Consider the following 18,667-nt stretch of genomic DNA (forward strand, 5'->3'; position numbering starts at 1 on the left):
TTGCGCCCTTAGCTCAGCTGGATAGAGCGTTTGACTACGAATCAAAAGGCCGGGAGTTCGAATCTCTCAGGGCGCGCCATTCTTTTGCAAATCAGTTGTCGTTACATATATAAATAATAAAGAAACCTGTGAATCTTATTAAAGATCACAGGTTTCTTTATTATAATTAGTATTCACTGGAATCAGCAGACTCTTCTTCATTTGCAGCAGAAGAGGTTGCGCCTTCACTCCCCGTATTGCTTTGCAGCAGAGAAGAAAGCTGTTCAACTTGCTGCTGTTGTTCTTCATTTTCCGCATTAGATTGTGCGGCATTGATAGCGTGTTGAACTGCATTTTTATTGTTTTCAGCCATCGAGATCACCTCCTCATTATTAACAAAAATAGTATCCCCCATTTACGCTTGTACATGCATGATATAAGTATATCTGATGTTAATAATTACTTCTTTTTACTGTCACTAATGTCTATCGTACCCTCTTCCAATCGAACAATACCATCGCTTGTTCCTGCGGCGTAAACATCACTTAGCTGCTCCCGTGTTTCTTCTTGACCAGTTACAGCAGATGAGATTTGATCTAGTTGCTGCTTATTTTGCCGGTAGGTGGACTTTGAAGCCATAGTTTCATAACCAACCCTTCTTATAGGAATTGAAGCATGTTTATATTAATATCTCTTATAAACGCTTATATATACTCAATTTTTGATCAAGTAAAAAATTAAAAGATGATTGTCGAGAGATAAGGCAATTAAAAATGATAATTAAGAAGGAAAAGCTCATTATTTGAAGAACATAAGTATTACTGTCGAAAAAATAATTCGGATATGAGGTACATTGACATGTGCGAACAGCAGGAAGTTGAATATATAGCTGAGAACAGTAATTGGTTAGAGACGTCCTTGCATATGAATGACGCATTATTCCGTATTGCTTTTGATTATGCTGCGACGGGAATGGCTTTAAATGATCTGAATGGAAAATGGCATAAGGTAAACAGAGCGTTATGTGGAATTACAGGCTATTCAGAGCATGAGCTTCTTTCGACAGACTATCAAAGCTTAACACACCCGGAAGATTTGGAATTACACTTGGAGTATACGAAGCGTCTGCTCTCTGGTGAGTGGGAGAGCTTTCAAATAGAAATGCGATTTATGCATAAGGCTAGAAATGTAATATGGGTTCTACTTCATGTATCGTTGGTCCGCAGCCCTGAGGGTGAGCCTATGTATACGATTGCACAAATACAGGACATTAGTTCACAAAAACAGTTGGAACAAAAATATCGTTCTCTAATTGAATATAACCCAGCAGGCATTTTTTCATTGAATCTTGATGGTAAGATCGACGGAGTTAATCCGGCTATGGAAAAAATAATCGGTTACGAAGCTCATGAAATATTACAAACATCGTTCAAATCATTGATTGCAGAGGAAGAAGAGCATCTTCTTATTTTGCAAAACGGTTTGGAAAATGATCAATACAATCATGAAATCACGCTGACGCACAAGCTTGGACATCAGGTGTTTTTAGGCGCCAAGGATGTACCAATCATCGTAGATGGACGAATTGTCGGTTTCTACATCATTGCAAGGGATATAACGGAGCATAAGAAAACGAAGGAGTCACTTGTCTTGCTTCAACAGGACATGCAGGATGTTATAAGAAAGCAGCAAGGAATGACTTTTAAGTTCAAAAAGGTGGATGGGAAGTTTATCCATACCTTATGTGACGGTGAGCTCATCTATCGTCTTGGCCACACACCGGAGCAAATCGTGGGCAGTGAATTGAAAGACTTCATTTCATTGGAGATTGCTGAGAAGAAAGAAGAATATTATAAAAGGGCTTGGCAAGGAGAAGAAGATGTTTTATATGAAGGATTGCTGAACCAGATCACGTATTTGGCGTCTCTAAGGCCAATTAAGCGCGATGGACAAGTGGTAGAAGTCATTGCTTCCTGCATTGATATTACGGAACGTAAACGTGCCGAGGAGGATTTGCGGGCAACCAAGGAAATGCTGGAATCCCTTATTACGAATACGTCAGACGCTATAGACGTTATTGATCTACAAGGTCATGTATTGCAAATTAATGATGCTTTTGAAAGAATTTATGGTTGGAGCGGTGAAGAAATTATTGGTAAGCAGCTGCCGCTTATTCCCGATGAACAAAAAGATGAGCTTAAACAAATTGTAAATCAATTATTATCAGGGGGAGAAATTACAGATTACGAAACGATTCGTTTGCATAAAGACGGAAGCGTATTGCAGGTTAGTTTGACGATATCACCGATCAAAAATGCGGATGGAGAGACGATTGCGATTGCTGGAATTTCCAGAGATATCACGGAGCGCAAAAAAACAGAAGAATTGTTAAGAAAATCGGACAGGCTTGCTGTCGTTGGGCAGTTGGCTGCCGGTCTTGCCCATGAAATTAGAAATCCCCTCACTTCTTTAAAAGGATTTCTGCAATTGATGTATGAGAGAGGACCAAATCAGCAGCGATATTACGATATTATGAGCAGCGAGCTGAATCGGATCAATTTTATCGTAAGTGAATTTTTAATAATCGCCAAACCTCAAGTCATTGAATTCAATGTGAAATCGTTAAAGCAAATCATTCAAACGGTGATTCAGTTAATCGAGCCTGAGGCTACAATGAATAATGTGCAAATTTCACTGCAAATGCCAAAGAAGGATCCGATCATGATATGCTGCTCCGAATTTCAAATCAAGCAAGTATTTATCAATTTGTTAAAAAATGCTATTGAAGCAATGCCCAACGGTGGGGAAATCAAAGTTGAAGTATATCAGGATCAGCAGGAGGTCAATATCCGAATTGCGGATAACGGCAATGGAATTCCTCAGGAACGTCTTGCATTTCTCGGAGAACCTTTCTATACGACTAAAGAAAAAGGCACTGGACTTGGTCTCATGATGTGCTACAAAATTATTGAAACACATCAAGGGAAGATCCATATCCAAAGCCAGATTAACGCGGGTACAGAGGTTTATATGACGTTACCCAAATCGTTGGAGAGCTCGAATGAATACAGCATGTTGGCGATGGCGGATCAAAGTATTACTAGATAAGAATTTCAGTTCGTGTTATACCTATTAAGAGTTACTATGTAGAAGGAGGAATAAGAATGAAATTTGCTGTACTAGGACAAAGCCCTATTCAAGTGTCACGTGTTACATTCGGTTGCTGGGAATTAGGAGGCGGCCCTTGGGAATTTACAAGTGATGAGAACAATATGAAGGCAGTCCAAGCTGCTTTTGATATGGGAATAACGACGTTTGATACGGCAGAAGGATATGGCTCCGGTCATTCTGAGGAAATCGTTGGCAATGCGCTGCTAGGTAGAAGAGAACAATGTATCCTATCTACTAAAGTAGGCCGTGCTAATCTTGCACCCTCTGATGTTAGGCGTTCAGCTGAAGCTAGTCTGAAGAGACTGAAGACCGACTACATCGATATTTACTATATCCATTGGCCGAGCTTTGAAATTCCGGTTTCCGATACATTAGCCGAGTTTAACAAATTGAAGGATGAGGGCTTGATCCGAGCCATTGGAGTATCCAATTTTTCGCTGGAACAGCTGCAAGAAGCTTCTCAATATGCACAAATCGATGTACTGCAGCCTGAGTACAGCTTATTGCACAGATCGATAGAACAAGAGGTTGCGCCTTTCTGTAAGCAAAACAACATTGCTATTATGAGCTACAGCTCGATAGCTAAAGGTATTTTAACAGGAGCCTTTCATTTGGGTGGAAAGAAATTGGACGAGAACGATTTCCGCAGTACACGGCGGTTATTCTTGCCTGATCATTTGGAAAAAGAGGAAGAGCTCATCATGGTGCTCAAAAATATTGCTGACTCGAAAGGGAAAGCCATATCGCAAATCGCTATAAGCTGGCTACTGCACCAGGAAGCATTAACGACAGCCATTGTCGGATCACAAAGCATTAAGCATATGAAAGAAAATATCGAAGCAGCGGACATCGTATTAAACTCAGATGAGTTGTACAAGCTTGATTCCGTCAGCAAAAAGGTCATTGCTAGCATTGACGCATAGCATTAGATGCGGAGCTCTTCCTAAATGTATCATTAACTTGCAACCTGTTTTTCTGCCAAAGCATAAACAGTGGTGCCCTAAAACAATGAAAGCCCTACCTCTCTTTCATCCTTGCGGCTCCGAAGACCGCGCCAGTGTGAATCAGTAACACGACTACAAATTCTTAGGGTTAGTTGGAATTTGAGATGTTTAATCGGTGGGTGTACAACGAAAAACGAACTGGGGAATTACGTTTTGAGGTTGCTTTGAAATGATACATTAGGAAATCTTAACACATTTCCTCTCCTAATGCAAGATAAATTAATGTGAATAAAGATTGACGATAACAGTTCCTTTATTATAAGATGAACGTAAGTGAATCGCTTGGCGTGTTACCTTGTTATAAGGGCATGAGCCGAGAAGAGATTTCTATTATTTAGAAATCTTTTCTTGGCTCTTTTTTGTTTTATTGTATATATTATCCATATGGACAAAATAGGCGGTGATTCGTCAGTGAGACCAGAGAACAACCATCGCATTGAAAGAGTGATCGGCAATAATGTTATTTTGGTCAAGGAGCTCGGCACAGAAAGAGAGTATGTGCTGTTAGGGAAAGGAATCGGCTTCGGTACCAAAGCTTCCGGTTTCATTGACGCTAAAGATCCTCGGATTGAAAAACGGTTTCGTCTAGACGATAGGGACCAATTGACCCAATATCATTCGTTCCTAGAAGATATCGATCCCGAAGTGATTGTAATTTCCGAGCAAATTATCGAGCAAATTCAGACCCAATTTCCAACACCTATTGACAATAAGGTTTATTTTGCTTTACCTAGTCATATTCAGTTTGCGATACACCGTCTTCGAAACGGTATGGATATCGTTAATCCGTTCTTATATGAAACGAAAATGTTTTTTCCAGTAGAGTACGACATTGCTAAAAGAGCGGCGGACCTTATCCGCAACAAATTTCAGGTGGATGTTCCCGAGGATGAAGTAGGCTTTCTAACTTACCATGTACATTCAGCTGTGACTAATGTTCCAGTGGGGCAGCTGGTCAAGTTCTCCAACTTAATTAATGAAATGGTAGAAACGATAGAGATGTATAAGTCGATACGAATTCCAAAGGAAAGTATGGATTATGTCAGGCTGGTTACTCATCTAAGGTTTTCCCTAGAACGCGTGACACAAAAGAAGGTTGTCAGCAACCCGTTTCTTAAACAAATGAAGAAGCAGTACAAAGAGGAGTACAGGCTGGCGCTAGAGCTGGCCGATGTAATGAAGCATCATCTGCAGACTGAAATTCCTGAAGATGAGGTAGGCTTTCTGGTCATGCACTTGTATCGGTTATTTCAAGTTTTCACATCATGAGGTAGGTTCTAATCAACAAGGGGGATCCGCATGTTTACTCACTGGCTTACCAACAAGACGAAGTATCAATCTCTAGACATCAACTCACCATTAACCGGTCAATCGGTTCCTCTAGATCAAGTACCTGATAAGGCATTTGCAAGTAAACAGATGGGAGAGGGGGTAGCGATTAAGCCGACCGATGGGGTACTTATAGCGCCGTTTGATGGTGTGGTGGTATACTTGATCCAATCGAAGCATGCCCTTATTTTGGAACACGAATCAGGGATTCAGCTGCTGATTCACATCGGGATTAATACGGTTGCTTTAAAAGGAGAAGGCTTCCATTCGCATATCGTGAGCGGTGAAATGGTCTCTGCGGGGCAGAAGTTAATTACGTTCGATGTGGATTTCATCAGAGAAGCGGGATATGAGCCTATTACCCCCATTGTCATAGCTAATGGAGAATTGGCTCCTGACATTACGTGTTCTTATAAATCCGTGCAGGCGGGAGAGCACGCCATTATGAGGGTAATATGGCAGACCTCTTTATGAGACAGGCTGCTTGCTTATGTGTTGAGGGAAAAGGGGGTGACTCGGATGCTCGCTTCTTTGCAAAAAATCGGAAAAGCGCTCATGCTGCCTGTTGCAACACTTCCTGCGGCTGCTTTACTGCGTCGATTCGGGGCCATTGATTACGTCAACGACTTTCATTTAGGGGAAAACATCGGTGGATTTCTCAATCAGTATGTTGCCCCTTTTTTGCAAGCTGGTGGCTTAGCCATCTTTGATTATTTGCCGCTGCTGTTTGCAGTAGGAATATCAATCGGACTGATTGGAGATGCCGCAGCTACATTAGCCGCTGTTATTGCTTACCAAGTATTAATTACCGTGCTCTCCAAAATGCCGGTGGCTTTTCCTGAGTACATCGGAAAAGATGTGAAATTGGATATGGGGGTCATCGGTGGTATTATCGCCGGGGTGATTTCATCTTATTTGTTTAAAAAATATCATACCATTAAGCTTCCTGAATGGCTTGGTTTTTTTGGGGGAAAACGGTTTGTACCTATTATTACTTCATTTGCCATGGTTCTTATAGGTATTGCTCTTGGGTTGATTTGGGGACCTGTACAGCATGGTTTGGATACGTTCGGGAGATGGCTTACGGATCTAGGGGGCGTAGGTGCTTTTATTTTTGGAACGGCCAATCGACTGTTGATTCCATTCGGGCTGCATCATGTGATTAATTCCATTGCTTGGTTTCAGATTGGAGACTACACGAGTGTTTCTGGTCAGGTTGTTCACGGGGATCTATACCGATTTTTCAATGGGGATCCATCGGCAGGACAGTTTATGACTGGATTTTTTCCCATTATGATGTTTGCGCTGCCGGCTGGTGCATTGGCGATCATTCACTGTGCGAAGCCTGAAAAAAGAAAGTTGATTTCTTCTGTATTTATCGGAACGGCGCTAGCTTCTTTTTTGACTGGGATTACGGAGCCACTTGAATTCGCTTTCATGTTCGTAGCACCTGGCCTTTATCTTATTCATGCCGTACTAACGGGGATATCCGGAGCTATTGTTGCCATGCTAGGTATTAAGCTCGGTTTTGGATTTTCTGCAGGGTTAATTGACTATGTTCTAAACTATCCTTTAGCAACTCATCCGCTTTTGATCATCCCGATAGGATTATGTTTTAGTATAGTTTATTACGTGTTATTTCGAGTGCTGATACTGAAGTTTAATTTGAAAACCCCGGGTCGTGAAGAGGAAGAACAAGCCTCTGTCTTGACAGGCTATGTATCACCTATTCAACGTACACGCGATAAAGCACAGCGGGTGTTGTCCGCAATTGGAGGGGCAGCCAACGTTGATGGAGTCGATGCCTGCATTACTCGTCTAAGGCTTGTAGTTATGGACGATAAGCTCGTAGATGACAAAGAGTTGAAAGGGCTTGGAGCGTCGGGTATCATGCGACTAGGTCAAGGTGCGGTTCAAATTATATTCGGTACGCAATCCGATCAGTTGAAGGATGAAATCAAGAGGATTCTGGAATCTCAGAAATTAACGAAGTATACTTATCCTAATGATTAGAATATCTCTATAAATGGGTAAAATACCATGGTGGATATAGGAGGTGCACTTCATTATGAAATATAGAGTGGAACGAGATACGATGGGGGAAATTCAAGTCCCGATCGACAAGCTATGGGGAGCGCAAACTCAACGAAGCAGTGAGAATTTCAAGATTGGTTCGGAGAGGATGCCTCTCAAGGTCATACAAGCTTTTGCCATATTGAAGAAAGCGGCAGCTCGTGTGAACCTTCAACTGGGCAAGCTGGATAAAGAAAAAGCGGATGCGATTGTCGCTGCGGCGGATGAAATATTGGAGGGCAAATGGGATGACCATTTCCCACTTGTGGTATGGCAAACCGGTAGCGGAACACAATCCAACATGAATGTTAATGAAGTTATCGCTCATCGAGCCAATCAATTGCTGGAAGCGGCAGGAAATGCGAAAACGGTGCATCCAAATGATGATGTGAATAAGTCGCAAAGCTCGAACGATACATTCCCAACTGCATTGCATATAGCAGGTGTATTGGCTGTAGAGGAGCAATTAATTCCTGCTCTCAAGAAGCTAAAAGAAACACTGCATGGAAAAATGGAGGCATTTGCTGACATTATAAAAATTGGCCGCACTCATTTACAGGATGCAACCCCATTGACATTAGGGCAAGAAGTTAGCGGCTGGTGGGCTATGCTTGAGAAAACAGAACGAATGATATTAGAGAGCGTCCATACGATGAAGGAGCTGGCTATTGGAGGAACAGCGGTAGGGACGGGCTTAAACGCACATCCTCAGTTTGGAGAGAAAGTGGCTGAGGAAATAAGCAGGGAAACCGGCAAATCGTTCATAACAGCTGTAAATAAATTTCATGCTTTGACTAGCCACGATCAGGTAGTATTCGTTCATGGTGCCATGAAAGCATTGGCAGCTGACTTGATGAAAATAGCTAATGATGTGCGTTGGCTAGCTAGCGGTCCCCGCTGTGGAATTGGAGAAATCACTATACCTGAGAATGAACCCGGCAGCTCCATAATGCCTGGCAAGGTGAACCCTACGCAAAGTGAAGCGATGACCATGGTGGTATGTCAAGTAATGGGTAATGATGTGGTCATCGGATTCGCTGCAAGCCAGGGAAATTTCGAGCTGAATGTGTTCAAGCCGGTAATTATTCATAATTTCCTGCAATCCGTACAACTGTTAGCCGATACGATGGTCTCTTTCAATGATCACTGCGCTGTCGGAATTGAACCGAACCGTGAAGTCATCGATAAATATTTGCGAGAGTCTCTCATGCTCGTAACTGCGTTAAATCCCCATATCGGCTATGAAAAGGCCGCACTTATCGCGAAGACTGCTCATCATGAGAAGTTGACCTTGAAAGAAGCTGCTGTCCGCAGCGGATTTTTAACTGCTGAGCAGTTCGATGAATATGTTCGCCCGGAACAAATGGTAACTCCGAAAGCTTGAGAATGGATTCACAAGCATAATGAACAGGCTGCTACCCAACATTACGTTGAATAGCAGCCTGTTTTTTCCATGATGCTATCTGTAAGATTTTCTAAATTCAAGCGGCGTCATGCCCTCATGCTGCTTGAATACGGAGCAAAAATAGCTTGCTGCCTGGAAGCCAACTCTCACACCGATTTCGGCTACGGGAAGATCGTCCTGCTCCAGCAGCAATTCTTTAGCTTTTTGAAGACGTAAACGAATTAAATATACAACAGGGCTCATTTGTAATGATTGCTTGAACAAGCGACATAAATATTGGGGAGATACATGAATGATAGAAGCCAAATGGTCAAGAGAGATGTCATCAGATAAATTGTTTTCGATATGAGACAGAACGGGTTGGAGCCGATTATAAGTAGTACTGTTCAAGCGAGACTGTTCCTGATTTACACTGCGGCACATTTCGATTAAAAAGCTATACAGTTTCCCGGAAGAAATGAGACCGCTTTCAGGATGGTTTGATAAAGCAGAGACATAGATTTCGTTAATAAACCGATCTAGCAATTGCACATTGAGCTCTTCGAACACTTGAGAATGCCTGAATTCCATATACTGGAGAAAGCTATCGACCGCATGCCCTGAGAAGGCTACCCAATGTGTCTCCCATGGTTCCTCCAAAGCGAAATACGCGTAGGAGCTTTGAGGATACAGTAACAAACCAGACTGTTCCGTTAAGATATGCTCAACTCCATCCAAAATAAGTTTACCTGTTCCCCTGATGGTGTGAAGCCACACATAATGAGGATAACCTCTGAGACGTCTAACCGGATTTTGACTTTCCATACCACCAACAGAATAAACGTAAAAAGGGAGCTGAGCTTCGGAGGTAAGAATAGGGAGCACGTATTTTTTCATGCTTGTCCTCCATTAGTTTCAAATGTTTATATAAGTTCAAAAAATTAAGATTGTTATGTTCATTATAAAACCTTAATCTATAAAAGAAAAGTGAGAATACACCCCTGTATACTGTGAACCGTGAGGGAGGATGTAACCGATTATGAATACTAAACCATCACACGTTTTAGAGTATAACAAACCGGCATCTTCTACCAGACATTGTTAAACAAATAAAAAGGTCCTGATTTTACACTTTCGCTCTTCTTTCGAAAATTCGATTAAGAAAAAAGTGTCATACAGGGCCTTTTTTATGTATCTAAAATGATTTGTTGGCAGAGTGCGGCTAATGTAAAGAACCCTCGAATGATATGGGTGAATGCGGAGGTCTTGAATACAATACTAGTTCTGCAACCATCCGGAATAAGCAGGCAAACATCCACCACGGTCTTGGCTGCAGCCATAGCTAGGCTTAAACAAGGTACATTTTTAGGACCTTTTGAATAAATTGATGTAGGCTTTAGACTAGTAAACCAGCAAGCATCGAATCAACAACGAAAGGACGAGGAAGGATGAGAAAGAAGAATAGGATTTATAAACATAAACCAACAACAAAATATATAAAGCATTTTATTGGGGAACCGGACGTTCAGTTAAGTGCGACGAAAATAGAAGAAGAGCCTTCAACGCTTACGGTAGAGGAACTGGACATTCAGCAAAGTGCGACGATAAAAGAAGAAGAGCCTTTAACACTCACGGTAGAGGAACCAGACATTCAGCAAAGTGCGACGATAAAAGAAGAAGAGCCTTCAACACTCACGAAAGAGGAACCAGACGTTCAGCTAAGTGCGACGAAAAAAGAAGAAGAGCCTTCAACGCTTACGAAAGAGGAACCAGACGTTCAGCTAAGTGCGACGAAAAAAGAAGAAGAGCCTTCAACGCTTACGAAAGAGGAACCAGACGTTCAGCTAAGTGCGGCGATAAAAGAAGAAGAGCCTTCAATGCTTACAATAGAGGAACCGGACGTTCAGCAAAGTGTGGCGATAAAAGAAGAAGAGCCTTCAACGCTTACGATAAAGGAACCAGACGTTCAGCTAAGTGCGACGATAAAAGAAGAAGAGCCTTCAACGCTTACGAAAGAGGAACCAGACATTCAGCTAGACGCTGATGATATAGATGAAACGCCTCCTTTATTCCTTTACATTTATAAAACAAACGCTCAGTTATTTAAAGAAGTGGCAGAACTGCGCAAAGATGTCCAGATTCTTACGCAATTAATTAATCAGGTCTTGCGGCAAGATGTCAGAGCGGAAATCAATCCCTCACTAGAACTATTGAAAAGGCGATATGACGATACATCAGAACAAATGATAGTACAACAACAAAAGATTGACGAAATGATGAAATTATTATACTGGAAGCCTAATAAGCATCCTGGTTTTTAAAGGGGCTCAACATATTATTTAACAAAGGATGTGTTTACGTTGCGAATCAAGTTCCGAACCGAGCTTGAAGTAAATCTGAAGGCTATATTAGAGGATTGCCTTATAATGGTTCCAGAAGATGAACTTCTTTCCGATATCAATAGCATAGTTATATTGTGGTCCGAACAAAGATTACATGAAGACAGAGGACCTATCCCAATTAGTACAAAGGACATAAGAGAGTATTTAATCGAGAACGGGCTGATAATTGAGTTTACGAATGACAATGATTAAATAATTTAATACCTACCAGCAAAATCGGATTGTGCCAAGCTTTAGGCCCTATACTCTAATATTTACACCCCAATTAGTTCAACAACCTCGAGAAAGCACATATGTTTTCGTTTCCAATATGTATGCTTAATGTCAATATATAAATTGACATTAAGCATACATATAATGATAATAAAAGCAAAAATCAAGTTCGTTCAATTGAATGAAATGAAGTGCTTATCAGTTACAAAAAGAGGGATGAGAATCGGTTTTACTTTGATCTAGAGGCAGGTCGAGTCTACTGCTTATCTTTTAGATCATGCGAGAGTTTTAGAAGAAAGGTTGAGGCCCTTTGACTAGCAGCGATTGGTTTCAAGAAGGAGACCGGATATGCTTTTTGGGAGACAGCATTACCCAATCTGGTCTCTATAGCAGGTGGATAATGGAGCATTTTGCACTTCGGCATCCTTACAAACCATTATCCTTCATAAACTGCGGAGCAATACGGATGTAAACGGATTGACATTTTTCACCCTATGGACGAGCTGAATAAAGCGTTTCAGCTCGTGGAGCCTGAGGGTACGCTGATTGGTCCGGATCGTGTCCATCCGGGAGATCTCGGTTGCCAATGGATAGCACATTCAGTGATCAAGCAGATCAGTTCGCCAACGTCTACAGCCTTGGTTATAGACGTCCACGGAGACCATGAAACCCGAATGATGGGAAGCACAGCTGAATCGATTCAGTACTCTGATAACGCTGAGCTGACGTTTCTTTACTGTCCAGCTGCATTACCGGCTTGGATCAACCTTTTCCATGAGCAGAATAGCATTCATGAACCAACTCATCATGATGACATGATTCATATTCTAGGTCTTCCTGAAGGGCTTTACGAGCTTGTTGTGGACGGATGTCCAGTATCGACTCACTCCTCTAAGCAACTAAAGCGAGGCATCCAGCTTGGTATGATTAGCGGAAGCCCCTTGCAAGTTCAAGCAAAACGAGTTGTTGAGTTGACAGAGGAGTTTTTCCGACTGGAAGCACTAATTCGTGCCATACGATATACGGAGAAGCACTTTGCAAGAGCACGGGTTGATTATACGGATAACCGACAGGCGAATCGGTTCGTGAGAGAGCTGCTGACCAATACGGAAATATCCGCATGGCACCGAGAGCAGTATGAAACCTATTTATTCTGTAAGCCAATGGAACAGGAGCTTTTGCGCTTGATTCATCTAAAAACGCAAGTTATGTACCAAAACAATAAACCGGCTTCAATCTCAGTAACCATCAGACCTTTAAGTGCATAGGGTCAGTGAAGCCTGAACAAACATTAGGAGGAACAATGAAATGACATCAGAAAGCCAGAAGAACCCTATTACAATCTATCTAGCGGGGGATTCTACCGTTCAGACTTATAATGAGAGTGCGGCTCCGCAAGCTGGTTGGGGGCAATATATAGGTGATTTTTTTAACGATGAAGTCCAGTTCATCAATAAAGCGATAGGCGGCAGAAGCTCCAAGTCGTTCGTGGTGGAAGGCCGTTTATCTGTGATTTTAGAGGCGATACAACCCAATGATTATTTATTGATCCAAATGGGGCATAACGACTCTACAGTCAGCAAGCCTGAGCGGTATACCGAGCCATTCACTGAATACAAGCATTATTTAAAAATGTACATAGATGGAGCGAGAGAGCGCAGCGCCATTCCAGTTTTGATCACTCCAGTAGGGCGATTACATTATGAGAAAGGCGAATTCTTGAATGATTTTCAGGATTATTGCACTGCGATGAAACTGGTGGCGGAGGAGGAGCATGTTCGCCTGTTGGATTTAATGAGTATGAGTCTGGAATACTTCACCAAAATCGGTTATGACAGTGCCAGGGAACTGTTCATGATATCTCATAACGGCACAGATTGTACTCATTTTAACGATAAAGGAGCACGAGCTATTGCCAGGCTGGTGGCTGTCGGCATGAAAGAATTGAATATGGAATTTTCTGATTTTGTAGAGGTCTAGCCGTACGATCGTTCTCCGCACCCAAAATTTTTGGTACAATAAGAAACAAATAACGAAGGCACGAGGAGAACGACAGCGTGAAGCAGAATGTGGAGATATTCGATATTTTTGATGGGGACATGAATAGAATAGGGACCGCTACACGGCGAGAGGTTCATCAGCAAGGATTATGGCATCAAACGTTTCAATGCTGGATATTGTCCAAGCAAGATGAGGAATGGTATTTGTTATTTCAAATGAGGCATTCGGACAAGGATACGTTCCCGAGTCTCTTGGATATCTCATGTGCCGGGCATTTGCTAGCAGGAGAGACGGTAGAGGACGGTTTAAGGGAGTTAGCGGAGGAGCTTGGAGTGAATGCGGCTTTCGAGGAGCTGCACTCATGCGGAGTGTATCGTGAGGAACAATTTCTTGATGGTGGGAAGATCGACCGTGAATTTTGTCACGTATTCGTGCTCAGAGCCGATAGGCCGTTACACACTTACCAGCTTCAAGAGGACGAGGTTACAGGCTTATACCGTATTGCTCTGGAAGATGTAAGACGACTGACAGCAGGAGATATGGATTCATTGGTTACCGCTCAAGGAGTCGAGCCTGATATGAACGGTGTGCTGTTGCCGGTGGATAGAAGGTTTGCAGCACGTGATTTCGTCCCTCATTCGAAAGCGTATTTTAGATTGGTTTTGGATACTATCGGAAACCTACAATAAAGACAGCAAAAAAGCTTTGAACTGGACAAGGAGATGCTCCTTAAGCCTGTTCAAAGCTTTTCTTGTGTTAGATAGGTGGCTGGAATTTAGCAAGCCGAACGTTTGACAAAGTCTCTTACCATATCTTCGGTAACATAAGGTCGTGTAGGAGAAATCCCGTGCTTGGCATGTTCGTTAATTCGTGCGGTGCATGCGTTGATCTCATCGATAGAAAACGGCTGTTCTGCAGCACATAGAGTCAATGCCCGTTCAATTGCGGCTTCACGCTGTTCGTCCAAAATTTGAAATTGTTCCAAATGGGAATGCATTTTGCGAGTATGTGTACTAATCGCTTCATGAACGCTCATGGTTTAAAGGCTCCTTTATAACAAGGTTAGAAATTCATAGTGATCTGATGCTAGTTATGATACTACGTTATGATGCTATCAAGCAAGTCAAGACTGTAGATTAGGTGACGGACCTGATTGATCAGAGTATGCAGCGTTGGGGCATTCGATTTATACAAAACTGGGCATGTGCCCAACCCAACTGCATAGGCTAAACATAAGATAGGTATATGAATGTTGTCTACCTATTATTTTCTGAAAATTCAAAATTTTAAATGCAGATCTCTGTGCAAGCGAAGCTGGAATTACGGATTGCTGGCAGGCTGAAACGAACAAGAGAATCCGGGGAATGAGGTGGGAACTTGTCCAATGAGAAGAACTCAGGAAATGATAAGAAAAACGGAGAAATTCGGAGCTCATAATTATCATCCTCTTCCAATTGTTATTGCTCATGCAGAAGGAGTTTGGGTTCGCGATGTGGCAGGCAAACGTTATATGGATATGCTTAGCGGCTACTCGGCTTTAAATCAAGGACACCGTCATCCAAGAATCATTCAATCGTTGAAGGACCAGGCTGATAAAGTGACGTTGACGTCGAGAGCTTTTCATAATGAGCGGATGGGAGATTTATTGGAGCTACTGTCCAGTATTACCGGTAAAGAAGCATTCCTTCCGATGAATACGGGAGCCGAAGCTGTGGAAACAGCGATTAAGCTAGCACGAAGATGGGGCTACCGGTTTAAGCACATTGCTGAAAATGAAGCGGAGATTATTGTGTGCGACAATAATTTTCATGGCAGAACGGTAACAACAACCTCTTGCTCAAGTACACCAGAATATCGTCATGAGTTCGGGCCTTATACACCTGGATTCAAAGTGATTCCATTCGACGATACCGATGCTTTAGAGCAAGCGATAAGCCCTAAGACGGCAGCTTTCCTAGTGGAGCCAATTCAAGGGGAAGCGGGAATTCGTATTCCTCGTGAAGGGTATTTAAGAGAAGCGGCTGCCATTTGCAGCAAGCAGCGTGTTTTGCTAATGACCGATGAGATTCAATCGGGATTAGGACGTACAGGTCAATGGTTCGCAGCGGACTGGGAAGCTGTCGTTCCCGATGTATATATATTGGGTAAAGCCTTGGGAGGCGGAGTACTGCCTATATCGGGCATCGCAGCAAATCGGGAGCTTATGGACGTTTTTGATACTGGCTCGCATGGCTCAACTTTTGGTGGAAATCCGCTGGCGTGTGCTGTTGCGATCGCCTCGATTAAGGTCCTGCAGGAGGAAGATTTGATCGTTCGCTCTCGCGAGGTAGGTGAATATTTTCTAGAAAGGCTGCGCACGGAGATTCACTCTCCTATAGTAACCGATATTCGGGGGAAAGGGTTATTCATCGGTATTGAGCTGTCGGTTGCTGCGCGTCCTTATTGTGAACGACTAATGAACTTGGGGCTGCTGACCAAGGAAACGCATCATTTCACCCTACGTTTGGCACCTCCTTTAATAATTTCCAAAGAGCAGGTCGATTGGGCTGTTGATAAAGTAAGAGCTGTATTAATTTGACCTAATAGGAAGGAGAGAACGTTATGGTCCCGTACCGTCCAGAGCCATTAACGGATTTTACCAATCCGGCGGAAAGCCGGAAATTAACAGAGGCATTGCAACAAGTGCAATTGCAGCTTGGTCTTATATACCCAATCCGAATCGGGTCAGAAGAGCTGACTTCGGAGGCAGTCATTGAGTCTATCAACCCATCCAATACAAGTGAATTGGTCGGAAAAGTATGCAAGGCTGACCGAACTTTAGCTGAGAAGGCTATACAATGTGCTGCAAGCACGTTCAAGGCATGGTCTCAAGTAGCAGCTGAAGAACGAGCGGAGTACTTGTTCAAAGCCGCCGCGGCATTGCGCAGACGCAAGCATGAATTTAATGCGTGGTTAATGTTGGAAGCAGGCAAAAGCAGAGTGGAGGCCGACGCTGATACGGCGGAAGCTATTGACTTTATGGAATATTATGGACGTCAAATGATAGAGTTAACACTGCGTGGACGTAAAGAGCTCGTATCCATCGCTCAGGAACGAAATGAGCTGTACTATATTCCGCTAGGGGTCGGAGTCATAATTCCTCCATGGAACTTCCCATTGGCGATTATGGCGGGAATGACAACGGCAGCAATCGTGACAGGCAATACGGTCGTATTAAAGCCATCCAGTCAGACCCCTGTCGTTGCCGCCAAATTCGTGGAGCTGCTGCTGGCTTGCGGATTACCGGCGGGCGTGGTCAACTTTGTGCCGGGTGGAGGAAGTGAAATAGGCGATGCTTTGGTAAAGCATCCGCTTACCCGATTTGTGTCGTTCACTGGCTCTCGTGAAGTTGGGGTTCACATACAGGAACTTGCCGCTAGAGTGAATCCAAAACAAATATGGCTGAAACGGTTTATTGGCGAGCTAGGAGGCAAGGATTCCATTCTCGTAGACCGAGATGCTGACTTGGAAGCAGCTGCCAAAGGAATTGTAGTATCAGCCTTCGGCTATTCCGGGCAAAAATGCTCTGCATGCTCCCGAGCGATAGTGCATCAGGATGTTTACGATCAAGTATTGAATCGATGTATCGAATTAACCAAAGCGCTAAAAGTAGGCGATGTGACGGATGACTCCAATGATACGGGTCCAGTGATCGATGAGGCTTCCTTTCATAAAATAATGCAATACATCGATATTGCCAAGCAAGAAGGTCGAATCGTTGCCGGGGGGCATTCGCTGAAGCTTCCAGGATACTACATCGAACCTACGATTGTTGCGGACGCAGCTCCGGACTCTCGAATTATGCAGGAGGAAATATTCGGTCCTGTCGTTGCATTTACAGCTTGTTCTAACTTCGATCACGGATTGGAAATTGCGAACAATACCGAATATGGACTAACGGGCTCGGTTTATACTCTCAATCGGGAGCATATTGCTAAAGCAAAAGCTGAGTTTCATGTCGGAAATCTGTATATTAACCGGAAATGTACAGGTGCTGTGGTAGGTGTGCATCCTTTCGGAGGGTTCAATATGTCGGGTACGGATTCCAAAGCGGGAGGACCTGACTATTTATTGTTGTTTACCCAGTCAAAAGTAAGCTCTGAGCTTCTTTGAAGAAGGGGGTCGGGTAAAATGCCGATGGATTCCTGGTTTCGTCTTGCAGTGTTACATCTGGCGGAGCAGGAGCGGGTAAAATCGATGTTCCGAAAGTACGGAATGCGTATGGGGGTCCAACGATTTGTTGCTGCCGAGTCGTTAGAAGGTGTTTTAAAGAAAGTGAAGGAGCTTAACGGTCAAGGGCTCGCCGTGACGTTGGATTATTTGGGTGAAAGCGTTGAGGACCCTGCTTTGGCTGATGAGGCTGCTAACCAAATAATGGAGATGCTGCGAGAGATTCATGACCAACAGCTGGATGCACATGTTTCGGTAAAGCTCAGTCAATTGGGGTGCGGCATCGATCCGGCTGTCAGCACGAAGCATATGGAGCGGATTGTTGCAGCAGCCAAGTATTATCGTAATTTCATTCGGATTGATATGGAGGATTCCACTTTAACTGAATCGACTTTGGAGCTATTCGAAAAGCTGGTTAAACGATTTGGAGCGAAGCACGTCGGGACAGTGTTACAAGCTTATTTGTACCGGTCGCCGGACGATTTGATCCGGCTGGAGCAATATGCAGCTAATGTAAGAATAGTAAAGGGAGCCTATAAGGAAGCGGCAGCCGTTGCTTTTCCTAGTAAAATCGATGTCGACAGCCAGTATGTGGCATTAGTGAAAGCCCATTTGGATGGGGGACATTATACAGCCATTGCTACTCATGATCAGAGAATTATAGAGAAGGTCACAGCTTATGTTGAGGAGCATCGGATTCCGCGCAATCAATTTGAATTTCAAATGCTTTTTGGCATAGCGACACAGCTTCAGCTGCAATTGGTTAAACGCGGTTACCGAGTACGTATTTACACCCCTTTTGGCAAACAATGGTACCCCTATTTCACCCGCCGCATAGCGGAAAGACCGGCTAATTTGGTGTTCGTCCTGAAGGGGCTGCTGCGCAGGTGACGGAAGGAGGA

General features: G+C 43.2%; 17 protein-coding genes and 1 tRNA gene. 14 read left to right on the forward strand and 4 right to left on the reverse strand.

What is annotated here, in order from left to right; all coding sequences use genetic code 11:
- Positions 1-2 precede the first annotated feature (2 nt).
- Positions 3-79: transfer RNA gene (locus BP97_RS0131090), tRNA-Arg, on the forward strand.
- An 87-nt stretch (positions 80-166) separates the two neighbouring features.
- Here the strand turns inward: BP97_RS0131090 and BP97_RS0131095 are convergent.
- Positions 167-352, reverse strand: coding sequence for a hypothetical protein (locus BP97_RS0131095; protein WP_028552574.1), 186 nt, complete (start codon positions 350-352; stop codon positions 167-169).
- Between the two features lie 86 nt (positions 353-438).
- A complete protein-coding gene (locus BP97_RS0131100) occupies positions 439-618 on the reverse strand; it encodes a hypothetical protein (protein ID WP_028552575.1) in 180 nt (59 codons plus the stop codon).
- 219 nt (positions 619-837) lie between these two features.
- Here BP97_RS0131100 and BP97_RS38100 point away from each other — a divergent pair, with 219 nt between their 5' ends.
- The 6 genes from BP97_RS38100 to fumC all read left to right on the forward strand — a co-directional run bounded on the left by BP97_RS38100 (position 838) and on the right by fumC (position 8,940).
- Positions 838-3,087 carry a PAS domain S-box protein gene (locus tag BP97_RS38100; RefSeq protein ID WP_051621082.1) on the forward strand — a complete coding sequence of 750 codons (2,250 nt, stop codon included), beginning with the start codon at positions 838-840 and terminating at the stop codon, positions 3,085-3,087.
- Positions 3,088-3,143: 56 nt separating this feature from the next.
- Positions 3,144-4,073: an aldo/keto reductase gene (locus BP97_RS0131110; RefSeq protein ID WP_028552576.1), complete on the forward strand. Its 930-nt coding sequence runs from the start codon at positions 3,144-3,146 to the stop codon at positions 4,071-4,073.
- 492 nt (positions 4,074-4,565) lie between these two features.
- On the forward strand, positions 4,566-5,423 hold the full coding sequence (locus BP97_RS0131115; RefSeq protein ID WP_028552577.1) for a BglG family transcription antiterminator: 858 nt from the start codon (positions 4,566-4,568) through the stop codon (positions 5,421-5,423).
- A gap of 30 nt (positions 5,424-5,453) precedes the next feature.
- Positions 5,454-5,957 (forward strand): PTS sugar transporter subunit IIA, encoded by a 504-nt coding sequence (locus BP97_RS0131120; protein ID WP_028552578.1) that lies wholly within the window; start codon positions 5,454-5,456, stop codon positions 5,955-5,957.
- A 45-nt stretch (positions 5,958-6,002) separates the two neighbouring features.
- Positions 6,003-7,496 carry a PTS transporter subunit EIIC gene (locus tag BP97_RS38105; RefSeq protein WP_051621083.1) on the forward strand — a complete coding sequence of 498 codons (1,494 nt, stop codon included), beginning with the start codon at positions 6,003-6,005 and terminating at the stop codon, positions 7,494-7,496.
- A 55-nt stretch (positions 7,497-7,551) separates the two neighbouring features.
- A complete protein-coding gene (gene fumC / locus BP97_RS0131130) occupies positions 7,552-8,940 on the forward strand; it encodes a class II fumarate hydratase (protein ID WP_028552579.1) in 1,389 nt (462 codons plus the stop codon).
- Positions 8,941-9,015: 75 nt separating this feature from the next.
- Here fumC and BP97_RS0131135 read toward each other — a convergent pair whose 3' ends face one another.
- Positions 9,016-9,837 (reverse strand): AraC family transcriptional regulator, encoded by an 822-nt coding sequence (locus BP97_RS0131135; protein WP_028552580.1) that lies wholly within the window; start codon positions 9,835-9,837, stop codon positions 9,016-9,018.
- Positions 9,838-10,388: 551 nt separating this feature from the next.
- Between BP97_RS0131135 and BP97_RS0131140 the strand changes: the two genes are divergently transcribed.
- The 4 genes from BP97_RS0131140 (at position 10,389) to BP97_RS0131165 (ending at position 14,245) form a co-directional block, all read left to right on the forward strand.
- Positions 10,389-11,261, forward strand: coding sequence for a prolipoprotein diacylglyceryl transferase (locus BP97_RS0131140; RefSeq protein ID WP_028552581.1), 873 nt, complete (start codon positions 10,389-10,391; stop codon positions 11,259-11,261).
- A 788-nt stretch (positions 11,262-12,049) separates the two neighbouring features.
- Positions 12,050-12,823 (forward strand): hypothetical protein, encoded by a 774-nt coding sequence (locus tag BP97_RS0131155; RefSeq protein WP_028552583.1) that lies wholly within the window; start codon positions 12,050-12,052, stop codon positions 12,821-12,823.
- Positions 12,824-12,863: 40 nt separating this feature from the next.
- Complete coding sequence (locus tag BP97_RS0131160) at positions 12,864-13,535, forward strand: rhamnogalacturonan acetylesterase (RefSeq protein WP_028552584.1); 672 nt, start codon at positions 12,864-12,866, stop codon at positions 13,533-13,535.
- 77 nt (positions 13,536-13,612) lie between these two features.
- A complete protein-coding gene (locus tag BP97_RS0131165; RefSeq protein WP_028552585.1) occupies positions 13,613-14,245 on the forward strand; it encodes an NUDIX hydrolase in 633 nt (210 codons plus the stop codon).
- Between the two features lie 86 nt (positions 14,246-14,331).
- On the opposite strand, the gene BP97_RS0131170 is transcribed toward BP97_RS0131165, so the two are convergent.
- Complete coding sequence (locus BP97_RS0131170; RefSeq protein ID WP_028552586.1) at positions 14,332-14,592, reverse strand: YpbS family protein; 261 nt, start codon at positions 14,590-14,592, stop codon at positions 14,332-14,334.
- A gap of 348 nt (positions 14,593-14,940) precedes the next feature.
- Between BP97_RS0131170 and rocD the strand changes: the two genes are divergently transcribed.
- Genes rocD through BP97_RS0131185 form a run of 3 tightly spaced genes read left to right on the forward strand, consistent with a single transcriptional unit; the run spans position 14,941 to position 18,656 of the window.
- The gene (gene rocD, locus BP97_RS0131175; RefSeq protein WP_028552587.1) at positions 14,941-16,134 is read left to right on the forward strand and encodes an ornithine--oxo-acid transaminase; all 1,194 of its coding nucleotides are present in this window, start codon (positions 14,941-14,943) and stop codon (positions 16,132-16,134) included.
- A 23-nt stretch (positions 16,135-16,157) separates the two neighbouring features.
- On the forward strand, positions 16,158-17,708 hold the full coding sequence (gene pruA, locus BP97_RS0131180; RefSeq protein ID WP_028552588.1) for an L-glutamate gamma-semialdehyde dehydrogenase: 1,551 nt from the start codon (positions 16,158-16,160) through the stop codon (positions 17,706-17,708).
- Between the two features lie 18 nt (positions 17,709-17,726).
- Positions 17,727-18,656: a proline dehydrogenase family protein gene (locus BP97_RS0131185; protein ID WP_231506517.1), complete on the forward strand. Its 930-nt coding sequence runs from the start codon at positions 17,727-17,729 to the stop codon at positions 18,654-18,656.
- Positions 18,657-18,667 lie beyond the last annotated feature (11 nt).

Origin of the sequence: Paenibacillus sp. UNC451MF (assembly GCF_000686845.1) — a bacterium.
GTDB lineage: Bacteria > Bacillota > Bacilli > Paenibacillales > NBRC-103111 > Paenibacillus_S.

Bases quoted from the DNA above. Each gene is read 5' to 3' on its own strand.
- BP97_RS0131095 (WP_028552574.1), bottom strand. From the start codon at position 352: ATGGCTGAAAACAATAAAAATGCAGTTCAACACGCTATCAATGCCGCA.
- BP97_RS0131100 (WP_028552575.1), bottom strand. From the start codon at position 618: ATGGCTTCAAAGTCCACCTACCGGCAAAATAAGCAGCAACTAGATCAA.
- BP97_RS38100 (WP_051621082.1), top strand. From the start codon at position 838: ATGTGCGAACAGCAGGAAGTTGAATATATAGCTGAGAACAGTAATTGG.
- BP97_RS0131110 (WP_028552576.1), top strand. From the start codon at position 3,144: ATGAAATTTGCTGTACTAGGACAAAGCCCTATTCAAGTGTCACGTGTT.
- BP97_RS0131120 (WP_028552578.1), top strand. From the start codon at position 5,454: ATGTTTACTCACTGGCTTACCAACAAGACGAAGTATCAATCTCTAGAC.
- BP97_RS38105 (WP_051621083.1), top strand. From the start codon at position 6,003: ATGCTCGCTTCTTTGCAAAAAATCGGAAAAGCGCTCATGCTGCCTGTT.
- fumC (WP_028552579.1), top strand. From the start codon at position 7,552: ATGAAATATAGAGTGGAACGAGATACGATGGGGGAAATTCAAGTCCCG.
- BP97_RS0131135 (WP_028552580.1), bottom strand. From the start codon at position 9,837: ATGAAAAAATACGTGCTCCCTATTCTTACCTCCGAAGCTCAGCTCCCT.
- BP97_RS0131140 (WP_028552581.1), top strand. From the start codon at position 10,389: ATGAGAAAGAAGAATAGGATTTATAAACATAAACCAACAACAAAATAT.
- BP97_RS0131155 (WP_028552583.1), top strand. From the start codon at position 12,050: ATGGACGAGCTGAATAAAGCGTTTCAGCTCGTGGAGCCTGAGGGTACG.
- BP97_RS0131160 (WP_028552584.1), top strand. From the start codon at position 12,864: ATGACATCAGAAAGCCAGAAGAACCCTATTACAATCTATCTAGCGGGG.
- BP97_RS0131170 (WP_028552586.1), bottom strand. From the start codon at position 14,592: ATGAGCGTTCATGAAGCGATTAGTACACATACTCGCAAAATGCATTCC.
- rocD (WP_028552587.1), top strand. From the start codon at position 14,941: ATGAGAAGAACTCAGGAAATGATAAGAAAAACGGAGAAATTCGGAGCT.
- pruA (WP_028552588.1), top strand. From the start codon at position 16,158: ATGGTCCCGTACCGTCCAGAGCCATTAACGGATTTTACCAATCCGGCG.
- BP97_RS0131185 (WP_231506517.1), top strand. From the start codon at position 17,727: ATGCCGATGGATTCCTGGTTTCGTCTTGCAGTGTTACATCTGGCGGAG.